Origin of the sequence: Shinella pollutisoli (assembly GCF_024609765.1) — a bacterium.
GTDB lineage: Bacteria > Pseudomonadota > Alphaproteobacteria > Rhizobiales > Rhizobiaceae > Shinella > Shinella pollutisoli.
This window is the reverse complement of record NZ_JANFDG010000002.1, coordinates 19,223-34,728: the sequence shown is the minus strand read 5'-3', so window position 1 is coordinate 34,728 and position 15,506 is coordinate 19,223. Positions and strand designations below refer to the sequence as shown.

The window sequence follows — 15,506 nt, the reverse complement described above, 5'->3', positions numbered from 1 at the left end:
CATTGTAGCCAAAATGGCTACTTTGGGGCGATTCTCGTGAAAAGTATGGCTGCGAAGGACGCGAAAAACGCCTTCGGCATGTTGATTGATCTGGCGCGTTCAGAGCCCGTCACGATTGAGAAGCATGGCCGAAAGGTTGTTGTTGTCATGGCTGTTGAGGAGTTCGAGCGATTGAAGGCGCTCGATGCCCGTATTCAAAGTAGCAAAGTAGTTGAGAAGGAGCGTAACTAAAAATGGCGTTAAAGAAATCAGAGTTATACAGCTTTCTCTGGTCGAGCTGCGACGAGCTGCGCGGCGGAATGGACGCTAGCCAGTATAAGGATTACGTCCTCTCCCTTCTGTTCATTCGCTACATCAGCGACAAATACGCCGACGTTCCCTATGCGCCGATCACGGTGCCGAAGGGATCGAGTTTTAACGACATGGTGGCCCTCAAGGGCACGCCCGACATCGGCGACCAGATCAATAAAAAGATCATCGCGCCGCTGGCGAAGGCGAACCAGCAATTGTCCCAAGCGGATTTTCCCGACTTCAACGAGCCGACCAAGCTGGGCGACGGCAAGGAAAAGGTCGAACGGCTCACAAACCTGATAGCCATTTTCGAGGATCCGGCCCTCGACTTTTCGTCGAACCGGGCGGATGGCGACGACATTCTGGGCGATGCCTACGAATATCTGATGCGCCATTTCGCGACCGAGAGCGGCAAGAGCAAGGGGCAGTTCTATACCCCGGCAGAAGTCAGCCGTACCATGGCGCAGATGCTCGGCATCCGTCACGCGAAAACCTCCGCAGACACGACCGTCTATGACCCTACCTGCGGCTCCGGCTCGTTGCTGTTGAAGGTCGCGGACGAGGCCGGCAGCAATGTCACGCTCTACGGGCAGGAGAAAGATTCCGCCACAAGCGGTCTCGCCCGCATGAACATGATCCTGCACAACACGCCGACGGCGCTCATCATGCAGGGCAACACCCTGACGGACCCGAAATTCCGTGACGGCGACACGGTCAAAACCTTTGATTACGTCGTCGCCAATCCGCCCTTCAGCGACAAGCGCTGGAGCACGGGCCTCGATCCGCTGCATGACCCTCATGACCGTTTCAAAGGGTTTGGCGTGCCGCCCGCCAAGCAGGGCGACTATGCCTATCTACTGCACATCGTCCGATCCCTGAAAAGCACCGGCAAGGGCGCCTGCATCCTACCGCACGGTGTTCTGTTCCGCGGAAACGCCGAAGCTGAAATTCGCCGCAACCTTGTCCGCAAGGGCTATATCAAGGGGGTCATCGGCCTGCCGGCGAACCTGTTTTACGGCACCGGCATCCCGGCCTGCATCGTCGTCATCGACAAGGAAGATGCGCAGGCGCGCCGGGGCATCTTCATGATCGACGCCAGCCAGGGCTTCATGAAGGACGGCCCGAAAAACCGGCTCCGTTCCCAAGACACCCACAAAATCGTCGATGCCTTCACGCGCCGACTCGACATCCCCGGCTTCTCGCGCATGGTCTCTTTTGATGAGATCGAGAAGAACGAATTCAACCTGAACCTGCCGCGTTATATCGACAGCCAGAAACAGCAGGACCGGCAGGATATCGAGGGTCATCTGCGCGGCGGCATTCCGCAAGCCGATATCGACGCGCTCAAGGCCTATTGGGATGTTTGTCCGGGCCTGAAGAAAGCGCTCTTCAAAGAATGCAGGCCCGGTTATGTTGAACTGGCGATCGACAAGGGCACGATCAAATCCACCATCTTTGGGCATCCTGAATTCACCGCCTTCATGCAGGGCATGAACAAGCATTTCAATGTCTGGCGGGTGCGCAGCGCGGACAAGTTGAAGGCGCTCAAGGCCGGGCATCACCCGAAGGATGTGATTTTCGACCTCTCCGAGGATTTGTTGGCGCATTACACCGGCCGGTCGCTGATCGACAAATACGATGTCTACCAGCATTTGATGGATTACTGGGCGGAGGTCATGCAGGACGACTGCTACCTGATCGCCGCCGATGGCTGGAAGGCCGAGACCTACCGGATTGTCGAGAAGGACAAGAAGGGCAAGGAGAAGGATCGCGGCTGGGCCTGCGACCTAGTCCCGAAATCGCTGATTGTCGCGCGCTACTTCGCCAACGAGCAGGCGGCCATCGACGACATGACAGCGCAGCTCGAATCCGCCTCAGCCGCCCTCGCTGAACTGGAGGAAGAGAACGGCGGCGAAGACGGCGCATTCGCCGAACTCGATAAGGTCAATAAGGCCAATGTCGCCGCGCGCCTGAAGGAGATCAAGGGCGATAAGAGCGCCAAGGAAGAGGCGGCGATCCTGAATGAATGGCTAAAGCTTTCCGCCCGCGAATCCGAACTGAAGAAGGAAATCAAGGAAGCGGAGGCCGCGCTCGACCTTGCGGCGTACAAAAAATACCCGAAACTCTCACAGGACGAGATCAGGGTGCTGGCGGTGGACGACAAGTGGTTGGCGGCGATCGACGCCCGCATACACGGGGAGATGGACCGGATTAGTCAGGCCCTGACGCAACGGATACAAAATCTCGCGCAACGCTATGAAGTTCGGCTGCCCGATCTGGTTGCCAACGTTGCGGCGCTCGATGCCAAGGTTAGCGGACACCTGAAGCGTATGGGGTTCGCCTGGTGATGGAAGCGCTTGCAAGAGATCAAAGCCGGGTAGACGTCCTGACAGAAAATTCGGGACCTATTGGCGGCAAGCAAACGGACATCGGAACGATTCCCGATGGTTGGGACGTGCTGCCGCTATCGCAGCTTCTCGATTTTCAGAATGGCTTCAATGCTGAAAAATCCTCATACGGAGCCGGCGTTCCCTTCGCCAACGTCCTTGAGGTCATAACAAAAGACCATTTGACCGAAGCAGACATTCCGGGGCGCGTCACGGTCAATGCTGCTCAGCTCCAAACCTTTCTCGTTCGCCCAGGCGACATCCTGTTCAACAGAACATCGGAAACGCAGGATGAGTTAGGTCTCGCATCAGTCTATGTCGGAAACGCCCAGATCATATTTGGCGGGTTCGTGATCCGGGGCCGGATCAAGTCAAATCGGCTTAACGCCACTTGCGCCGGGTATCTGCTCCGCGCGCCTGCCGTCCGCAGGCAAATCATCTCAAGAGGCCAAGGGGCCGTCCGTGCCAATATCGGCCAGTCCGAGCTTGGCTCCGTGATGATTCCCCTGCCGCCAACCCATGATCAGGCGGTAATCGCTGAGGCATTGGCCGATGCGGATAGGTTGATAGAGGAACTTGAACAGGTCCTCCTTAAGAAGCGCCAGATCAAAAACGGCGTGATGCAAGAACTGCTTTCGGGTCAAAGGCGGCTGCCTGGTTTCGTGGGCGAGTGGGGCCGCCAGAGTTTCGGCGAGGTTTTTGAATTCTTACCGACTGCAACCAACTCACGCGCTGATTTGAATGCGGCTGGAGATACCTACTACATCCACTACGGTGATATTCATACGCGGTTCCATAGCCATCTGAACTTGCGGCATCAGAAGCCACCGAGAATCTTGCGTCAGAAGTGCCGGAATGCAGCATATGTCTGTAATGGCGATTGGATAATGGCAGACGCATCGGAGGATTTTGATGGTGTTTGCAAATCAGTAGAAGTGCTGGGCCTGTCTGAGGGTGACAAGGTAGTATCGGGTCTTCACACCTTCCTGTTACGGGAAAAGTCGCCAACTTTTGTTTCGGGTTTCAAAGGTCATCTCGGTAATCTGAAATCGCTCCGCGATCAGTATTTGAAAGTCATGACCGGCATGAAAGTGTTTGGGGTTTCAAAGACAGCATTGCGTGATCTTGCGCTGCCTATCCCAAAGCCGCAAGAACAAGAGGCGATCGTCAGCATATTGAGCGACATGGAAGCGGATATTTCCGCGCTTGAGGCTCGACTCGCCAAGGCACGATTAATCAAACAAGGCATGATCCAGAAACTGCTGACCGGGGGGTGTGGCTAGTATGAAGATTTCGACTATTCTCGACCACATCGATAACGGGCATATGGCCTTGCCTGAATTCCAGCGCGGGTATGTCTGGAATCGGGAGCAGGTGAAAGGCCTGTTCGACTCCCTTTATCGCCGCCACCCCGTCGGCGGTCTGCTCGTGTGGGCGACAGAATCGAAGACGGCTGCGCATCGCGGCGATGGTCAACTTGCCGCCGGTGTCGTGAAGCTGCTTCTGGATGGCCAACAGCGCATGACGTCGCTATATGGCGTTGTTCGTGGTCAGCCTCCCAAGTTCTTCGATGGAAACGCCCAAGCCTTTACGGGTCTGCACTTTCATCTCGATAACGAGACGTTCGGCTTCTATCAGCCGGTAAAAATGAAAGATGATCCGCTTTGGATCGACGTGACGGAGTTGATGAAGGCGGGTAATGCCGGATTGGGCGCTTACGTGGCCCGCATAAGCGCGATCCCGGAATTGGCGTCGCTGGTCGGCGAGTATGTCGGCCGATTGAGCAAGCTTCTCAGCATCACCGACATCGATCTTCATATTGAGGAAGTGACCGGCGCGGACAAGTCGCTGGAGGTCGTCGTCGATATCTTTAACCGCGTGAACAGCGGCGGCACCAAGCTCTCAAAAGGCGATCTGGCGCTCGCAAAGATCTGCGCCGACTGGCCCGATGCCCGCGACACCATGAAGGCGAAACTCGCGGAGTGGAAAGCTGCCGGCTACGATTTTAATCTCGATTGGCTCCTGCGATCCGTAAACACGGTCCTGACGGGGGAAGCGAAATTTTCGTATCTGCATGAGAAGGGGGCCGAGGATATTCAGGTCGGCCTCAAGCGGGCAACGAAGCACATCGATAGCTGTCTGAACATGATCGGCGGGCGGCTGGGGATCGATCACGATCAGGTCTTTTTCGGTCGATTCGGTGTGCCGGTCATGGTGCGCTATCTCGACAAGAAAAACGGCGCCCTGGATGAGAAAGAGCGCGACAAGCTGCTTTTCTGGTTTGTGCAATCCGGCATGTGGGGCCGCTTCTCCGGGTCAACGGAGACGGTCATCGATCAGGATTTGGAAGCCTTAGAGGGTGCAGAAGGAGGTCTCGACAAACTTCTGGCGCAACTGCGTATGTGGCACGGCGGGTTGCGAGTGGAGCCGGGGCACTTCACGGGCTGGAGCCTTGGCGCGCGTTTTTATCCGGTGCTGTACATGCTGACGCGCATGGGGGCGGCACGCGACTGGGGTACGGGTCTGGCTCTAAAAGCTTCGCTTCTCGGCAAGATGAGCCGTCTGGAAGTTCATCACATCTTCCCTAAGGCGCAGCTTTACAAGCGCGACTTCAAGCGAGCCGAGGTGAACGCGCTCGCCAATTTCTGTTTCCTGACCAAGGATACGAATCTGATCATCAGCGACCGGCTGCCGGAGGAATATTTCCCGGAGATCGAGAAGGCACACCCCGGCGCGCTGGCATCGCAATGGATTCCGGACGACCCGGCCTTGTGGAAGATCGAAAATTTCCGCGCCTTCCTTGAAGCCCGTAAAGCGCTTCTGGCGACCGAGGTAAACAAGCGCATGGAGGAGCTGCTGCATGGCGATACGCACTGGCTTGAAGGCCCTGCGGCCTCAATGCCCGTGTCGTTCGCGGTCGTGGGCGGCATCACCAGCGAGGAAGAAGAACAGCAGCTTGAAAACATCAACGTCTGGATGGATGAGCAAGGCCTGCCGCGCGGCACCATCGCTTATGACTTCTCCGATCCCGAAACCGGCGAGCAGCGCGCCGTTTTCGATCTGGCCTGGCCGAACGGCATCCAGGAAGAGTTGAGCCAGCCGGTGGCCGTGCTGCTTAACGAAAGCAGCGACGTAATCGCCATTGCGAGCCAGGCGGGATTCCGTTGTTTCCAGACGGCTGCCGAGCTTAAGCGCTACGTCGAGACCGATATCCTGGTACAGGAAGAAGCCGCATGAGCGATATCGGCAAACCGGAGCGCGCGACGCAGAAGCGCGTCATTGAGCTGTTTCGTGATGAGCTGGGCTATCGCTTCCTGGGTGACTGGTCGGATCGGGACGGCAACAGCAATATCGAAGAGGATTTGCTGACCGCGTCGCTGACCCGACGCGGATACAGTCCGGGGCAGATCAGCGCCGCCATCTACCGGCTGCGCACGGAGGCCGACAACAACAGCCGCAGCCTCTATGCCAACAATCACGCGGTCTACAATCTTCTGCGCTATGGCGTTCCGGTGAAGGAGGAAGCCGGCAAGGTCACGGAAACGGTCCATATCGTTGAATGGGATGATCCTGTACTGAACGATTTCGCCATTGCCGAGGAGGCCACGCTGAAGGGCGGACTGGAGCGGCGGCCCGACCTTCTCCTGTACCTGAACGGCATCGCCATCGGGATGATCGAGCTGAAAAACAGTCGCGTCAGCATCAGCGACGGCATTCGGCAGTCCTTGTCGAACCAGTTACCGGAATTCAATCAGGGCTTTTTCAGCACCGTCCAGTTCGTGTTCGCTGGCAACGATACCGAGGGCTTGCAGTACGGGACGATCGGCACACCTGAAAAGTTCTTCCTGAAATGGAAGGAGGACGAACAGGACGACACACGGTTCAAGCTGGACAAATACCTGCTGCGCATGTGTGGGAAGGATCGGATTCTGGAGTTGATGCACGATTTCGTGCTGTTCGACGGCGGCGTGAAAAAGCTGCCGCGTGTCCATCAGTATTTCGGAATCAAGGCCGCGCAGGATTATGTCCGTGAGCGCAAGGGCGGCATCATCTGGCACACGCAGGGCAGCGGCAAGAGCATCGTCATGGTACTGCTCGCCAAATGGATTCTGGAGAATAATCCCCATGCCCGCGTCGTGGTCATCACAGATCGCGACGAACTCGACAAGCAGATCGAGCGCGTGTTCCGGGATGCCGGCGAACAGGTCAAACGCACCAGCAGCGGTCGCGATCTCATGACCCAGCTCGGCCAAGCAACGCCGCGCTTGCTGTGCTCGCTCGTCCATAAATTTGGCCGAAAGGATGTGGACGATTTCGACGCCTTTATCCGCGAGCTGGAATCGCAGCCCAGCAAGACGGTCGGGGAGGTATTCGTTTTCGTCGATGAATGCCACCGTACACAGAGCGGCAGGTTACACAAGGCGATGAAGGCGATGATGCCGAACGCGGTATTCGTCGGCTTTACGGGTACGCCGCTTCTGAAAAAGGACAAGCAGACGAGCCTTGAGGTGTTCGGCGGCTACATCCACACCTACAAATTCAGCGAGGCCGTCGAGGATGAGGTCGTCCTCGATCTTGTCTACGAAGCCCGCGACATCGACCAGCGCCTGGGGTCGGAAGACAAAATTGACCAGTGGTTCGAGGCGAAAACGCGGGGCCTCAACGACTGGCAGAAGGATGAGCTGAAAAAGAAATGGGGCACGATGCAGAACGTGCTCAGTTCACGTTCGCGCATGGACCGCGTCGTCAGCGATATCGTCTTCGATTTCAGCGTCAAGCCGCGCCTGTCCAGCGAGCGCGGCAACGCGATCCTCGTCTCCTCCAGCATCTATGAGGCCTGCAAATATTTCTCGTTGTTCCAGAAAACGCCGTTCCGCGGAAAATGCGCGCTGGTCACGTCCTATAATCCGAACGCGCAGGACATTACGAAAGAAGAGACGGGCGCCAACACCGACACGGACCGGCAGTTCATCTACAATACCTATATCGAGCTGCTGAAAGATATCGAGCCCATGCCGGGCTTGTCGAAGACGGAAGCCTACGAAGAGACGGCAAAGGCGCTGTTCAACAAAGAACCGGCGAACATGAAGCTGTTGATCGTTGTCGATAAGCTTCTCACCGGCTTCGACGCGCCGCCCTGCACCTATCTCTATATCGACAAGTCGATGCAGGATCATGGGCTGTTCCAGGCCATCTGCCGCACCAACCGGCTTGACGGTGAGGACAAGGATTTCGGCTACATCGTCGATTACAAAGACCTGTTCAAGAAGGTCGAGAATGCCATTGCGGTGTACACGTCGGAACTCGACCGCTCGGCTGGCGGCCCCGATCCCGATGTTCTGCTGCATGATCGGCTGAAAAAAGGGAAGGAGCGGTTCGACCAGGCGCTGGAGAGTATCGTGCTCTTGTGCGAACCCGTGGAACCGCCGAAGGGCGAACTGGAGTACATCCATTTCTTCTGCGGCAACACGGAAATCCCGTCCGATCTCAAGGAGCGCGAGCCGCAACGTGCCGCTCTCTACAAAGCTACCGCCAGCCTCGTACGCGCCTACGCCAACATAGCCGATGAGATGGCCGCCGCAGGTTACAGCATCGCCGATGTCGCGCGGATCAAGACGCAGGTCGAGCACTATTTGAATGCCCGCGACACCGTACGTCTTGCGAGCAGTGAAAGTCTCGACCTGAAGGCTTACGAGGCCGACATGCGGCACCTGATCGACACCTATATCGAGGGTGACGAGCCGCGCAAAATCTCGCCATTTGACGGGATGAGCCTGCTTGAACTGATCGTGAAGACAGGAATTGCCGAGGCCATTTCATCCCAGCTTGGTGGGCTCAAAGGCAACAAGGATGCCATTGCCGAGACCATTGAAAACAATGTCCGCAGCAAGATCATCAAGGAGCATCTGAACGATCCAGCCTTCTACGAGAGGATGTCAGCGCTGCTGGACGAGATCATAGCCAACCGCAAGGCAAAAGCGGTCGAGTACGAAGGATATCTCAAGCGTATCGCCGAAATCGCGCAGCGCATCGAGATGGGGCAAGCCCACGAAGCGCCGCCGAGCCTGAACACGCCGGGCAAGCGCGCCCTTTACAACAATCTGGGCCAGGACGAAGAATTGGCGCTCAAGGTGGACGAGGCGGTGAGAAGCAGTCGTCCGGATGGCTGGCGCGGGGTCCAGCCGCGCGAGCAGCAGATCAAAGCGGCCCTTTACAGGGTGTTACAGGACTTTGCCGAGGTCGAGCGCGTGTTCCTTATTATCAAGGCTCAGAAGGAGTATTGATGATCACGCAGCTCGATCTCGGCGGCGTTTCGGTGGACGTGGTGCTCAAGGATATCAAGAACGTCCATCTAAGCGTCTATCCGCCGACCGGGCGCGTCCGTATATCGGCACCTTATCGAATGAGTCTCGAAAACATCCGGCTTTTCGCAATTTCCAAGCTCGGATGGATCAAGAAGCATCAATCGAAACTGTTGTCGCAGGAGCGGGAGTCTCCGCGTGAATATCTAGAGCGAGAGAGCCACTATTTATGGGGGCAGCGCTATCTGCTGCATTTGTCCGATGTGGTTGATGGCACCGGGGTTGTGGTCGAGTATCGGCATATCGTTCTTCACGCCGGAGACGATACACCAACGCAGAAAAGACAGGCGCTGCTCGACGATTTCTACCGGCGCGAACTCAAGGATGCGGCACGGCCGATCATTGCCAGATGGGAGAAGGAACTCGATGTTCGCGTTGACCGCTTTTTCGTGCAACGCATGAAAACCAAGTGGGGCAGCAGCAGTCCGCGCCTGCGGACCATCAGGCTCAATCTCGAACTCGCGAAGAAGCCTGCCGAATGTCTCGACTATGTCATCTTGCACGAAATGCTGCATTTTCTCGTTCCCGATCACAGCGCCCGCTTCATCGATGCGATGGACCAGAAAATGTCGAACTGGCGCCTGATCCGGCAAACCCTCAACGAAGCGCTCTTATCCTACGGCGAGCCGTGTAATTGATTGCGCCACAGCCTGCATCACGCGGTCTTATTGCACATAATACTTGGCGTCGCGGTTATCGAAGGCCGGGCGTGTGCCCTCCAGCACATCGACAAGGTAACGGTTGATTGCCGGGGATTCAATTGCGCCCATCGTGTAGATCACTGCATTGCCCGCCGACCGGTCGATATGGGCGTGGATGATCTGTTCGGCATCGCACACGACTGCGATGTTCGGGCTATGCGTCACCATGATGATCTGGCGGCGCTTCTTTACGTCCTTAATGACTGGGATCAGCAGTCGGTAGACTGTCTGGCTGTCGAGATTTTCTTCGGGCTGGTCCACAATGATGGGTTTGTTACTCTTGTCCACCAACAGGTAGAACACCAGGAGCAACGTGCCGCGCTCTCCCGGCGACAGGTGGCTTAAATCCTTGCCGTCCAGCTTCAGCGAATATTCAGGCTCAAGATAGCCGAAGCTCCAGAGGAAATCGTAAAGGTCCTTGACCTCGACATTCTTGCGCAGCTGCGAAGCGATGCCGGTCGGAGTCTTCTGAGCCGTGCGCATGTCGAATTCCAGATGCTGGATGAGCTTCTCGACAAGCGCCAGGGCGTCGGTGGCCTCGTTCACGTTGAAATCGGCGCACAATTCCTCAAGAACGGCAGCGCCTTTTTCTTTCCCATAGAACGATCCGGCATTGCCCTGTGAGACGTAGCGGTCGAACAGGTCGGCTTGCAGCGTTCGTTCGACAATGCTGCTCTCGAAGGTCAGCTTGAAGCCTTCCTTAATAATCACGCTGGCGGTTATCAACTCCTGCACCGCGGAGAACAGTTCTTTGTACACGTCGCGGATGGCTGCGACGCATTTGTGAATTTGTGCGGCGATCTCACGGCGCTGCTTCCGCAGTTGCTCGATGTCAGCCGGGAGGCCGGTTTTCACGTAATCGATTTGGGCGTCATACCATTTCAGGGATTCGGGTTTGTCCGCGCTGCCCTCAATGGCCTGTTTCTTTTCCTGCCAGGCGCGCAGTGCCTCGTTGTATTCCTGAAATCGCTTATTCGGCGCGTCCAGCTTATCCTGGAGGGCCTTGATCCGTTCAAGGCACGCGATCTTTTGCGCAGGCAGACCTTCCGTATTGTTCGCGTCAAGATCCGTGTCCGCCTTTTCCTTGTCCGCCACCAGCTTGTCGCGGGCATCACTCAGTGTCGCTTTGTTCAGCGTCATGGCGATGATGGTCTCGAAGCTGAGGCCCAATTTTTCGAGATCGGGCGCGGTTTCACGCTTGAGCCGGCTGAAATCGCTCTCGAAATTGTCGATCCGGCCCTCGACCTTGCGGGCGAGCGCGATTTTTTCCGTCAGGGTCTTTTGTTGTTGCTGGCGCTCTTCGGTCTTCGCTTCGATCCCGTTCAAAGTTTCGCGCTCTTTGGCAAGGTCAGCAGCGATGGCGTCATAGGCCGCTTTCTGTTCAGGACTGACTTCACCGGGCTGCTCGACCTTCGACGGCTCATTTTCAACATGCGCTTTCAGTTCCTGCTGCCTTTGCCGGAGCAGGGCGGCAAGCCGGGTCACATAGTCGGCACCGGCTTTTTCTTCCAGCCGCACTAGATCGATATTGATACAAGAAATCTCGCGCCGCGCGTTCTCTATCTGGCCCTTCAGCTCTTCGGTTTTGTATTGGATCAGCTCATCGAGCGTTTCCTTGCCGAGCTTGTCAGCATCGCTGATGTGCGAAAAGATCACCTTGCGCAGTTCAGCTTGAAACTCGCTCTGCTGGCCCGGTTCCGTTTCAGTACAGACCTTCTCAAGATACGTTTGCGGAATGTAGCGGACGCGCTCGACGCCATTTATATCCGGCCGAGCGTTCAGCGGAACCGCGCTTTCGGTGCCGTCAATCCATACCGGCCGCGCTTCAAACTGTTTGGCAAGCTTGCCGTTGCGTTCGCAGAACCGAGCCTTGTTCAGGAACGAAAAATGCGTGGGGTCGCAATGTGTGTTCCCGGATACCGCCAAGATATCGGCGAGCGCGCTTTTCCCGCTGCCCTTGTTGCCAATGATCGCGACCATGTCGGCGTTGAGCGGCAGGTCGGAGTCGAACCACGTATCCGTGGTATCCGCGTCCACCATCCTGGTTACACGCAGCCGGTCGATATAGCGCGTCGGGTTGGCGCGGACCTCCTCCAGCTTGGGCGGCAACTTGCCGATGTAGACACGATCTTCCGGCTCGTTAATGATCTGCCGCAGACCGCCGAAAGTTGGGTCCGCCTTGATCCAGCAGTATTTGTCTACAGCTTGGGAAGCCTGATCCTTTAGTTTCCCCAGCTCGTCGTTGACGTTATGAGAGTCGCTGCCCTTGACGCAGGGCTTCCGACTGCGGAACCAGCCGCGATACTCTTCCTCCGTATAAGTGGTGTCCTTCCAGAGGAAGAAATCGGCCTGCTTCTTGTTCGACGAGCCGAGGATGTCGGCGTTGTAGATCAGGTTTTCCTTGAACAGCTTGTCCGCCCTCGGGTTGATGCCATCGGCGCCGCCATATTCGTCATAGGGAAGCCAGACGAGGAACCTATCCCGGAAACTGCCATCGCTGCGGAGATCATTGAGAACTCCATTGAAATCGACAGCCACGTCATCGAGCAGAAACTGGCTATCACTATACCGATTACCGATGGAGCTGCCCTTGACTTGTTGGCTCTTCAGGAAAGTTTCGATGTTTTCAGGATCGACGGCCGGGTCAAAGATCAAATGGAAATTAATGCGCTGGCCGGCACCCTTCTTGTTGACCAGCACGTTCGTCATGCGGCATTCGACAACCGGAATCAGCGTCTTTTCCCGCAGCTTTTCGAGTGACTCACGATAGGCTTTGTTACCATCCGTACCGGAGAGGTCGGCTAGCCGGCGCAGAATCTCCCGATAGCCCGCCACCGAGAAATAGTCGTTGATGCCGATGACATCGCAGTCGGCATTGCCGAGTTGGATGACGAACTGGTTGTAGTCGCCTTTGAAACCGTGCGAAGCTGGGCTGTGAACATGCAGGTCCCATTTGCGCCATTCGGAGCCTCGCGGCCAAGTCCATTCCGTCACGCGATTTCCCCCATAGTATTTCACAGCCGGTTCCCCGCAACCGAATCTCCGGTACTATACGCGAACAGTAACAAGGCGTGCAGCAGGCTGGTTTACCAGAATAATCGGCTTTCAATCCACAGTTCGCCTCCACCGTGAGCGCGCACCCCGGACTTACCTGCTTTCGGCGAGGCCGAGGGGCGCTTGAGCACGCGCTTCTCGGCACCGACGCGGACACCCTGATGGCGCTGATCCAGCATCGGAATTACCGGATCGTCTTCGGCATTGTGACGCGTAATGACCCAGGGGCGAGGTCGCTGAACTTACCCTTATTCTCCCGAATCAGCTTTATGCACAGCATGAAGGCTCTGCGGCTTATGGATGTACAGGGAAATGAGATTCTTATCGCAGACCAAGTTGCGGCAGCGGAAGGTCGAAAGAAAAAGCGAAGGATGAAGGAAGCCGCTGTCGAGGCGCAGCCAGTCGAGGTCGAGGCGGCAGAATAGTCGCGCTGATAAACTGGCTCACCTTTCGCTGACGCTCACGCCGAGCCAGCTTACTAAGGGCGCAGCCCCCGCGCGGCGCAAGAAAACTCTCCGGCCTTTCGCGGCATAAACGGCCGCTCCCCGCAAGCGGGGCCCTTCCATTTATTCCACGGTGCCAAAGAGTTGTCTGGCACCTTACTACCCCGATCTCGCCGACGGGCAAGGGTTCAGGAGCGGCGCTTCGCTGCTCTGAACCCCAAACCCGAAGGAACAGAGATATGACCAGCGCAGCCGACAGCAATCCTCGCATCTATATTGCCTGCCTTGCCGCCTATAATAACGGCTATTTGCATGGAGCGTGGATCGACGCGGATCAGGACGTGGACGAAATCAGGGACGAGATTGCGGCCATGCTCGCACGGTCCCCCATCGAGCACGCGGAGGAATATGCCATCCATGATTATGAGGGCTTCGAGGGCGCCGCGATTAGCGAATATGCGGGCATCGACACCGTAGCACGCATGGGCGCTTTCATCGCAGAACATGGCGCACTTGGCGCGGGCCTGCTGGAGCAGTTCAGCGGCGACATGGAACAAGCCGAAACCACCTTGCAGGATTGCTATCATGGTCAGTTCGCCAGCCTAGCCGACTACATGGAGGAATTGACCACCGAGAGCGTCACGATCCCCGAGGCGCTGCGCTACTATGTCGATTGGGACGCGATGGCGCGCGACGCAGAAATGGGCGGCGACCTGTTCACCATCGAAACCGCACACGGCGAGGTGCATGTGTTTTCCAGCAGATGAGAACATGACTGCTTGTCCGTGCTCATACGGGCTGGCATCGCGAAAGCACCGGCTGTCGCCAACCCAAAAGCAACAGAACAATGATCGGGTTAGCCGCTCAAGGTATCTGCTTTAAGCGTCTTCTATATTTCCAGTGATCCTTGAACCTCTCTTTGCCGGGCGCTGCCCAGCATCCCGGCTTGGGGAGGTGACGCCATGCTCAGCATCGATTGGCGATCTCCGGCGGCATACGGGCACACAAAACACATCCCTGCCGCTGGTTTCGCTTGGGAATATTTGCGCCGGAACGACGAATATCGTCGGGACTGCCGGACCATCGGATTGACCGAAAGGGCGGCTGCCCGCGACCTTGACGCTTTCGAGGATCGCTGGGGTTTGCGATTTCCCGTGCGATCCCGACGCGCCGCATGATCGTGAAACGCCGATCTGGAGCCCGCGATTTCAACCGCAAGCCGTGAGGTTGTCTCCGGTCGATCACGAGGGCGACGACACCGAACCGATATTGACGTTGGCGCATCTCGACGGCCTCGACCTGCGCCGCGCTGTCGATGGCTGGCACGGCATCTGGCATGTGGATGGCGTCGCGCATCAATTCTGGCTTCGCGAGGCAGTGCCCGACGCAGCCGCCTTCTATACCGTCACTCTGCCGATGGATACCTTTCTGGAGCTGCGCGCCCACGCCGCCCGCCGTCTTTGGCGGTCGCTCAACGGCCGCGCGCCCGGTCCCGATTTCCGAGCGGTCCCCACCCAACTCCGGCAATGGCATATCCTGTCCCTACGTGCGCTCGATGCCCGGCTTCATGGCGAGAGCTATCGCACCATCGCTGAAGTCCTGCTCGGCTTTCGCGGCACCAAGGAGAATTTCGAGACCGATCCGCGCAAGAACAAAGCCCGCCGCCTGGTCGCGCACGGCATCAAGATGATGCGCGGCGGCTATCGCCTTCTGCTCCACTATCCGATCAAGCCCGACAAGCGTTGATGGACACGGCCATCGACCTCACGGCCTATTGGCTGCCGCCTGCTCCAGAATCTTCCGATAGCCTTCACGCGATAGCCATTGCGCGCGTTCGAGATGGCTTTGCCAGCAACGGCGGGTCAGCAGTTCCTCAGCGGCCGGATCACGGTGCAGCACGATCCGCGCGACTTCCTTCCAGTCCGCGCCCTCGGCCTTCGCATCCAGCAAACGCAGATAGGTGACGTAATGCCGTTCGTCATAGACGGTTATGGTGTCGCCGGTCGGCGCTTCATCGTCCACATCGGGATCGAGTTCGACGGGAACCCGCATAGTCATTCCCCGTATCCGAGAGAGCTTTGTCTGCGGTGCGCCCCCGCAAACGATTCTCTCTGACTCTTGGTGATCGGGGAGTTCGAAACCGTCACGAAACGGCCCCATGGCCTTTAGCTCGGAAAGCCTGTTGTATACGCCACAGGCTCCCCGACCATAGGTCAAGGAGTTGGTGCCGTTCTGGCCAGCACCAGCCATTCGTGAGGGGTTTCGACG

Annotated in this window: 12 protein-coding genes; 10 read left to right on the top strand and 2 right to left on the bottom strand. The window is 57.3% G+C overall.

Annotated features, from left to right (window positions below; genetic code table 11):
• Nucleotides 1–45: 45 nt before the first annotated feature.
• Genes NNZ72_RS01665 through NNZ72_RS01640 form a run of 6 tightly spaced genes read left to right on the top strand, consistent with a single transcriptional unit; the run spans nt 46 to nt 9,678 of the window.
• Nucleotides 46–231 carry a type II toxin-antitoxin system Phd/YefM family antitoxin gene (locus NNZ72_RS01665; RefSeq protein ID WP_306766151.1) on the top strand — a complete coding sequence of 62 codons (186 nt, stop codon included), beginning with the start codon at nt 46–48 and terminating at the stop codon, nt 229–231.
• A gap of 2 nt (nt 232–233) precedes the next feature.
• On the top strand, nt 234–2,639 hold the full coding sequence (locus tag NNZ72_RS01660) for a type I restriction-modification system subunit M (protein WP_257311731.1): 2,406 nt from the start codon (nt 234–236) through the stop codon (nt 2,637–2,639).
• Nucleotides 2,639–3,961 (top strand): restriction endonuclease subunit S, encoded by a 1,323-nt coding sequence (locus tag NNZ72_RS01655; protein WP_257311729.1) that lies wholly within the window; start codon nt 2,639–2,641, stop codon nt 3,959–3,961. The genes NNZ72_RS01660 and NNZ72_RS01655 overlap by 1 nt, the downstream gene beginning before the upstream one ends.
• A gap of 1 nt (nt 3,962) precedes the next feature.
• A complete protein-coding gene (locus NNZ72_RS01650) occupies nt 3,963–5,915 on the top strand; it encodes a GmrSD restriction endonuclease domain-containing protein (protein ID WP_257311726.1) in 1,953 nt (650 codons plus the stop codon).
• Entirely contained in the window at nt 5,912–8,962 is a 3,051-nt protein-coding gene (locus NNZ72_RS01645) for a type I restriction endonuclease subunit R (RefSeq protein ID WP_257311723.1), read from the top strand. The genes NNZ72_RS01650 and NNZ72_RS01645 overlap by 4 nt, the downstream gene beginning before the upstream one ends.
• Nucleotides 8,962–9,678: a M48 family metallopeptidase gene (locus tag NNZ72_RS01640; protein ID WP_257311718.1), complete on the top strand. Its 717-nt coding sequence runs from the start codon at nt 8,962–8,964 to the stop codon at nt 9,676–9,678. The genes NNZ72_RS01645 and NNZ72_RS01640 overlap by 1 nt, the downstream gene beginning before the upstream one ends.
• Before the next feature lie 27 nt (nt 9,679–9,705).
• Here NNZ72_RS01640 and NNZ72_RS25485 read toward each other — a convergent pair whose 3' ends face one another.
• A complete protein-coding gene (locus tag NNZ72_RS25485; protein ID WP_257311715.1) occupies nt 9,706–12,735 on the bottom strand; it encodes a TrlF family AAA-like ATPase in 3,030 nt (1,009 codons plus the stop codon).
• A gap of 221 nt (nt 12,736–12,956) precedes the next feature.
• Here NNZ72_RS25485 and NNZ72_RS01630 point away from each other — a divergent pair, with 221 nt between their 5' ends.
• From NNZ72_RS01630 to NNZ72_RS01615, 4 genes are all read left to right on the top strand, one after another.
• Nucleotides 12,957–13,220 carry a DUF6119 family protein gene (locus NNZ72_RS01630; RefSeq protein ID WP_257311713.1) on the top strand — a complete coding sequence of 88 codons (264 nt, stop codon included), beginning with the start codon at nt 12,957–12,959 and terminating at the stop codon, nt 13,218–13,220.
• Between the two features lie 257 nt (nt 13,221–13,477).
• Nucleotides 13,478–14,005 (top strand): antirestriction protein ArdA, encoded by a 528-nt coding sequence (locus NNZ72_RS01625; RefSeq protein WP_257311710.1) that lies wholly within the window; start codon nt 13,478–13,480, stop codon nt 14,003–14,005.
• Between the two features lie 195 nt (nt 14,006–14,200).
• Nucleotides 14,201–14,416 carry a transcriptional regulator domain-containing protein gene (locus NNZ72_RS01620; protein ID WP_257311707.1) on the top strand — a complete coding sequence of 72 codons (216 nt, stop codon included), beginning with the start codon at nt 14,201–14,203 and terminating at the stop codon, nt 14,414–14,416.
• On the top strand, nt 14,355–14,984 hold the full coding sequence (locus NNZ72_RS01615) for a DUF2285 domain-containing protein (RefSeq protein WP_442800901.1): 630 nt from the start codon (nt 14,355–14,357) through the stop codon (nt 14,982–14,984). The genes NNZ72_RS01620 and NNZ72_RS01615 overlap by 62 nt, the downstream gene beginning before the upstream one ends.
• 18 nt (nt 14,985–15,002) lie before the next feature.
• Here NNZ72_RS01615 and NNZ72_RS01610 read toward each other — a convergent pair whose 3' ends face one another.
• The gene (locus NNZ72_RS01610; RefSeq protein ID WP_257312447.1) at nt 15,003–15,290 is read right to left on the bottom strand and encodes a DNA -binding domain-containing protein; all 288 of its coding nucleotides are present in this window, start codon (nt 15,288–15,290) and stop codon (nt 15,003–15,005) included.
• Nucleotides 15,291–15,506 lie beyond the last annotated feature (216 nt).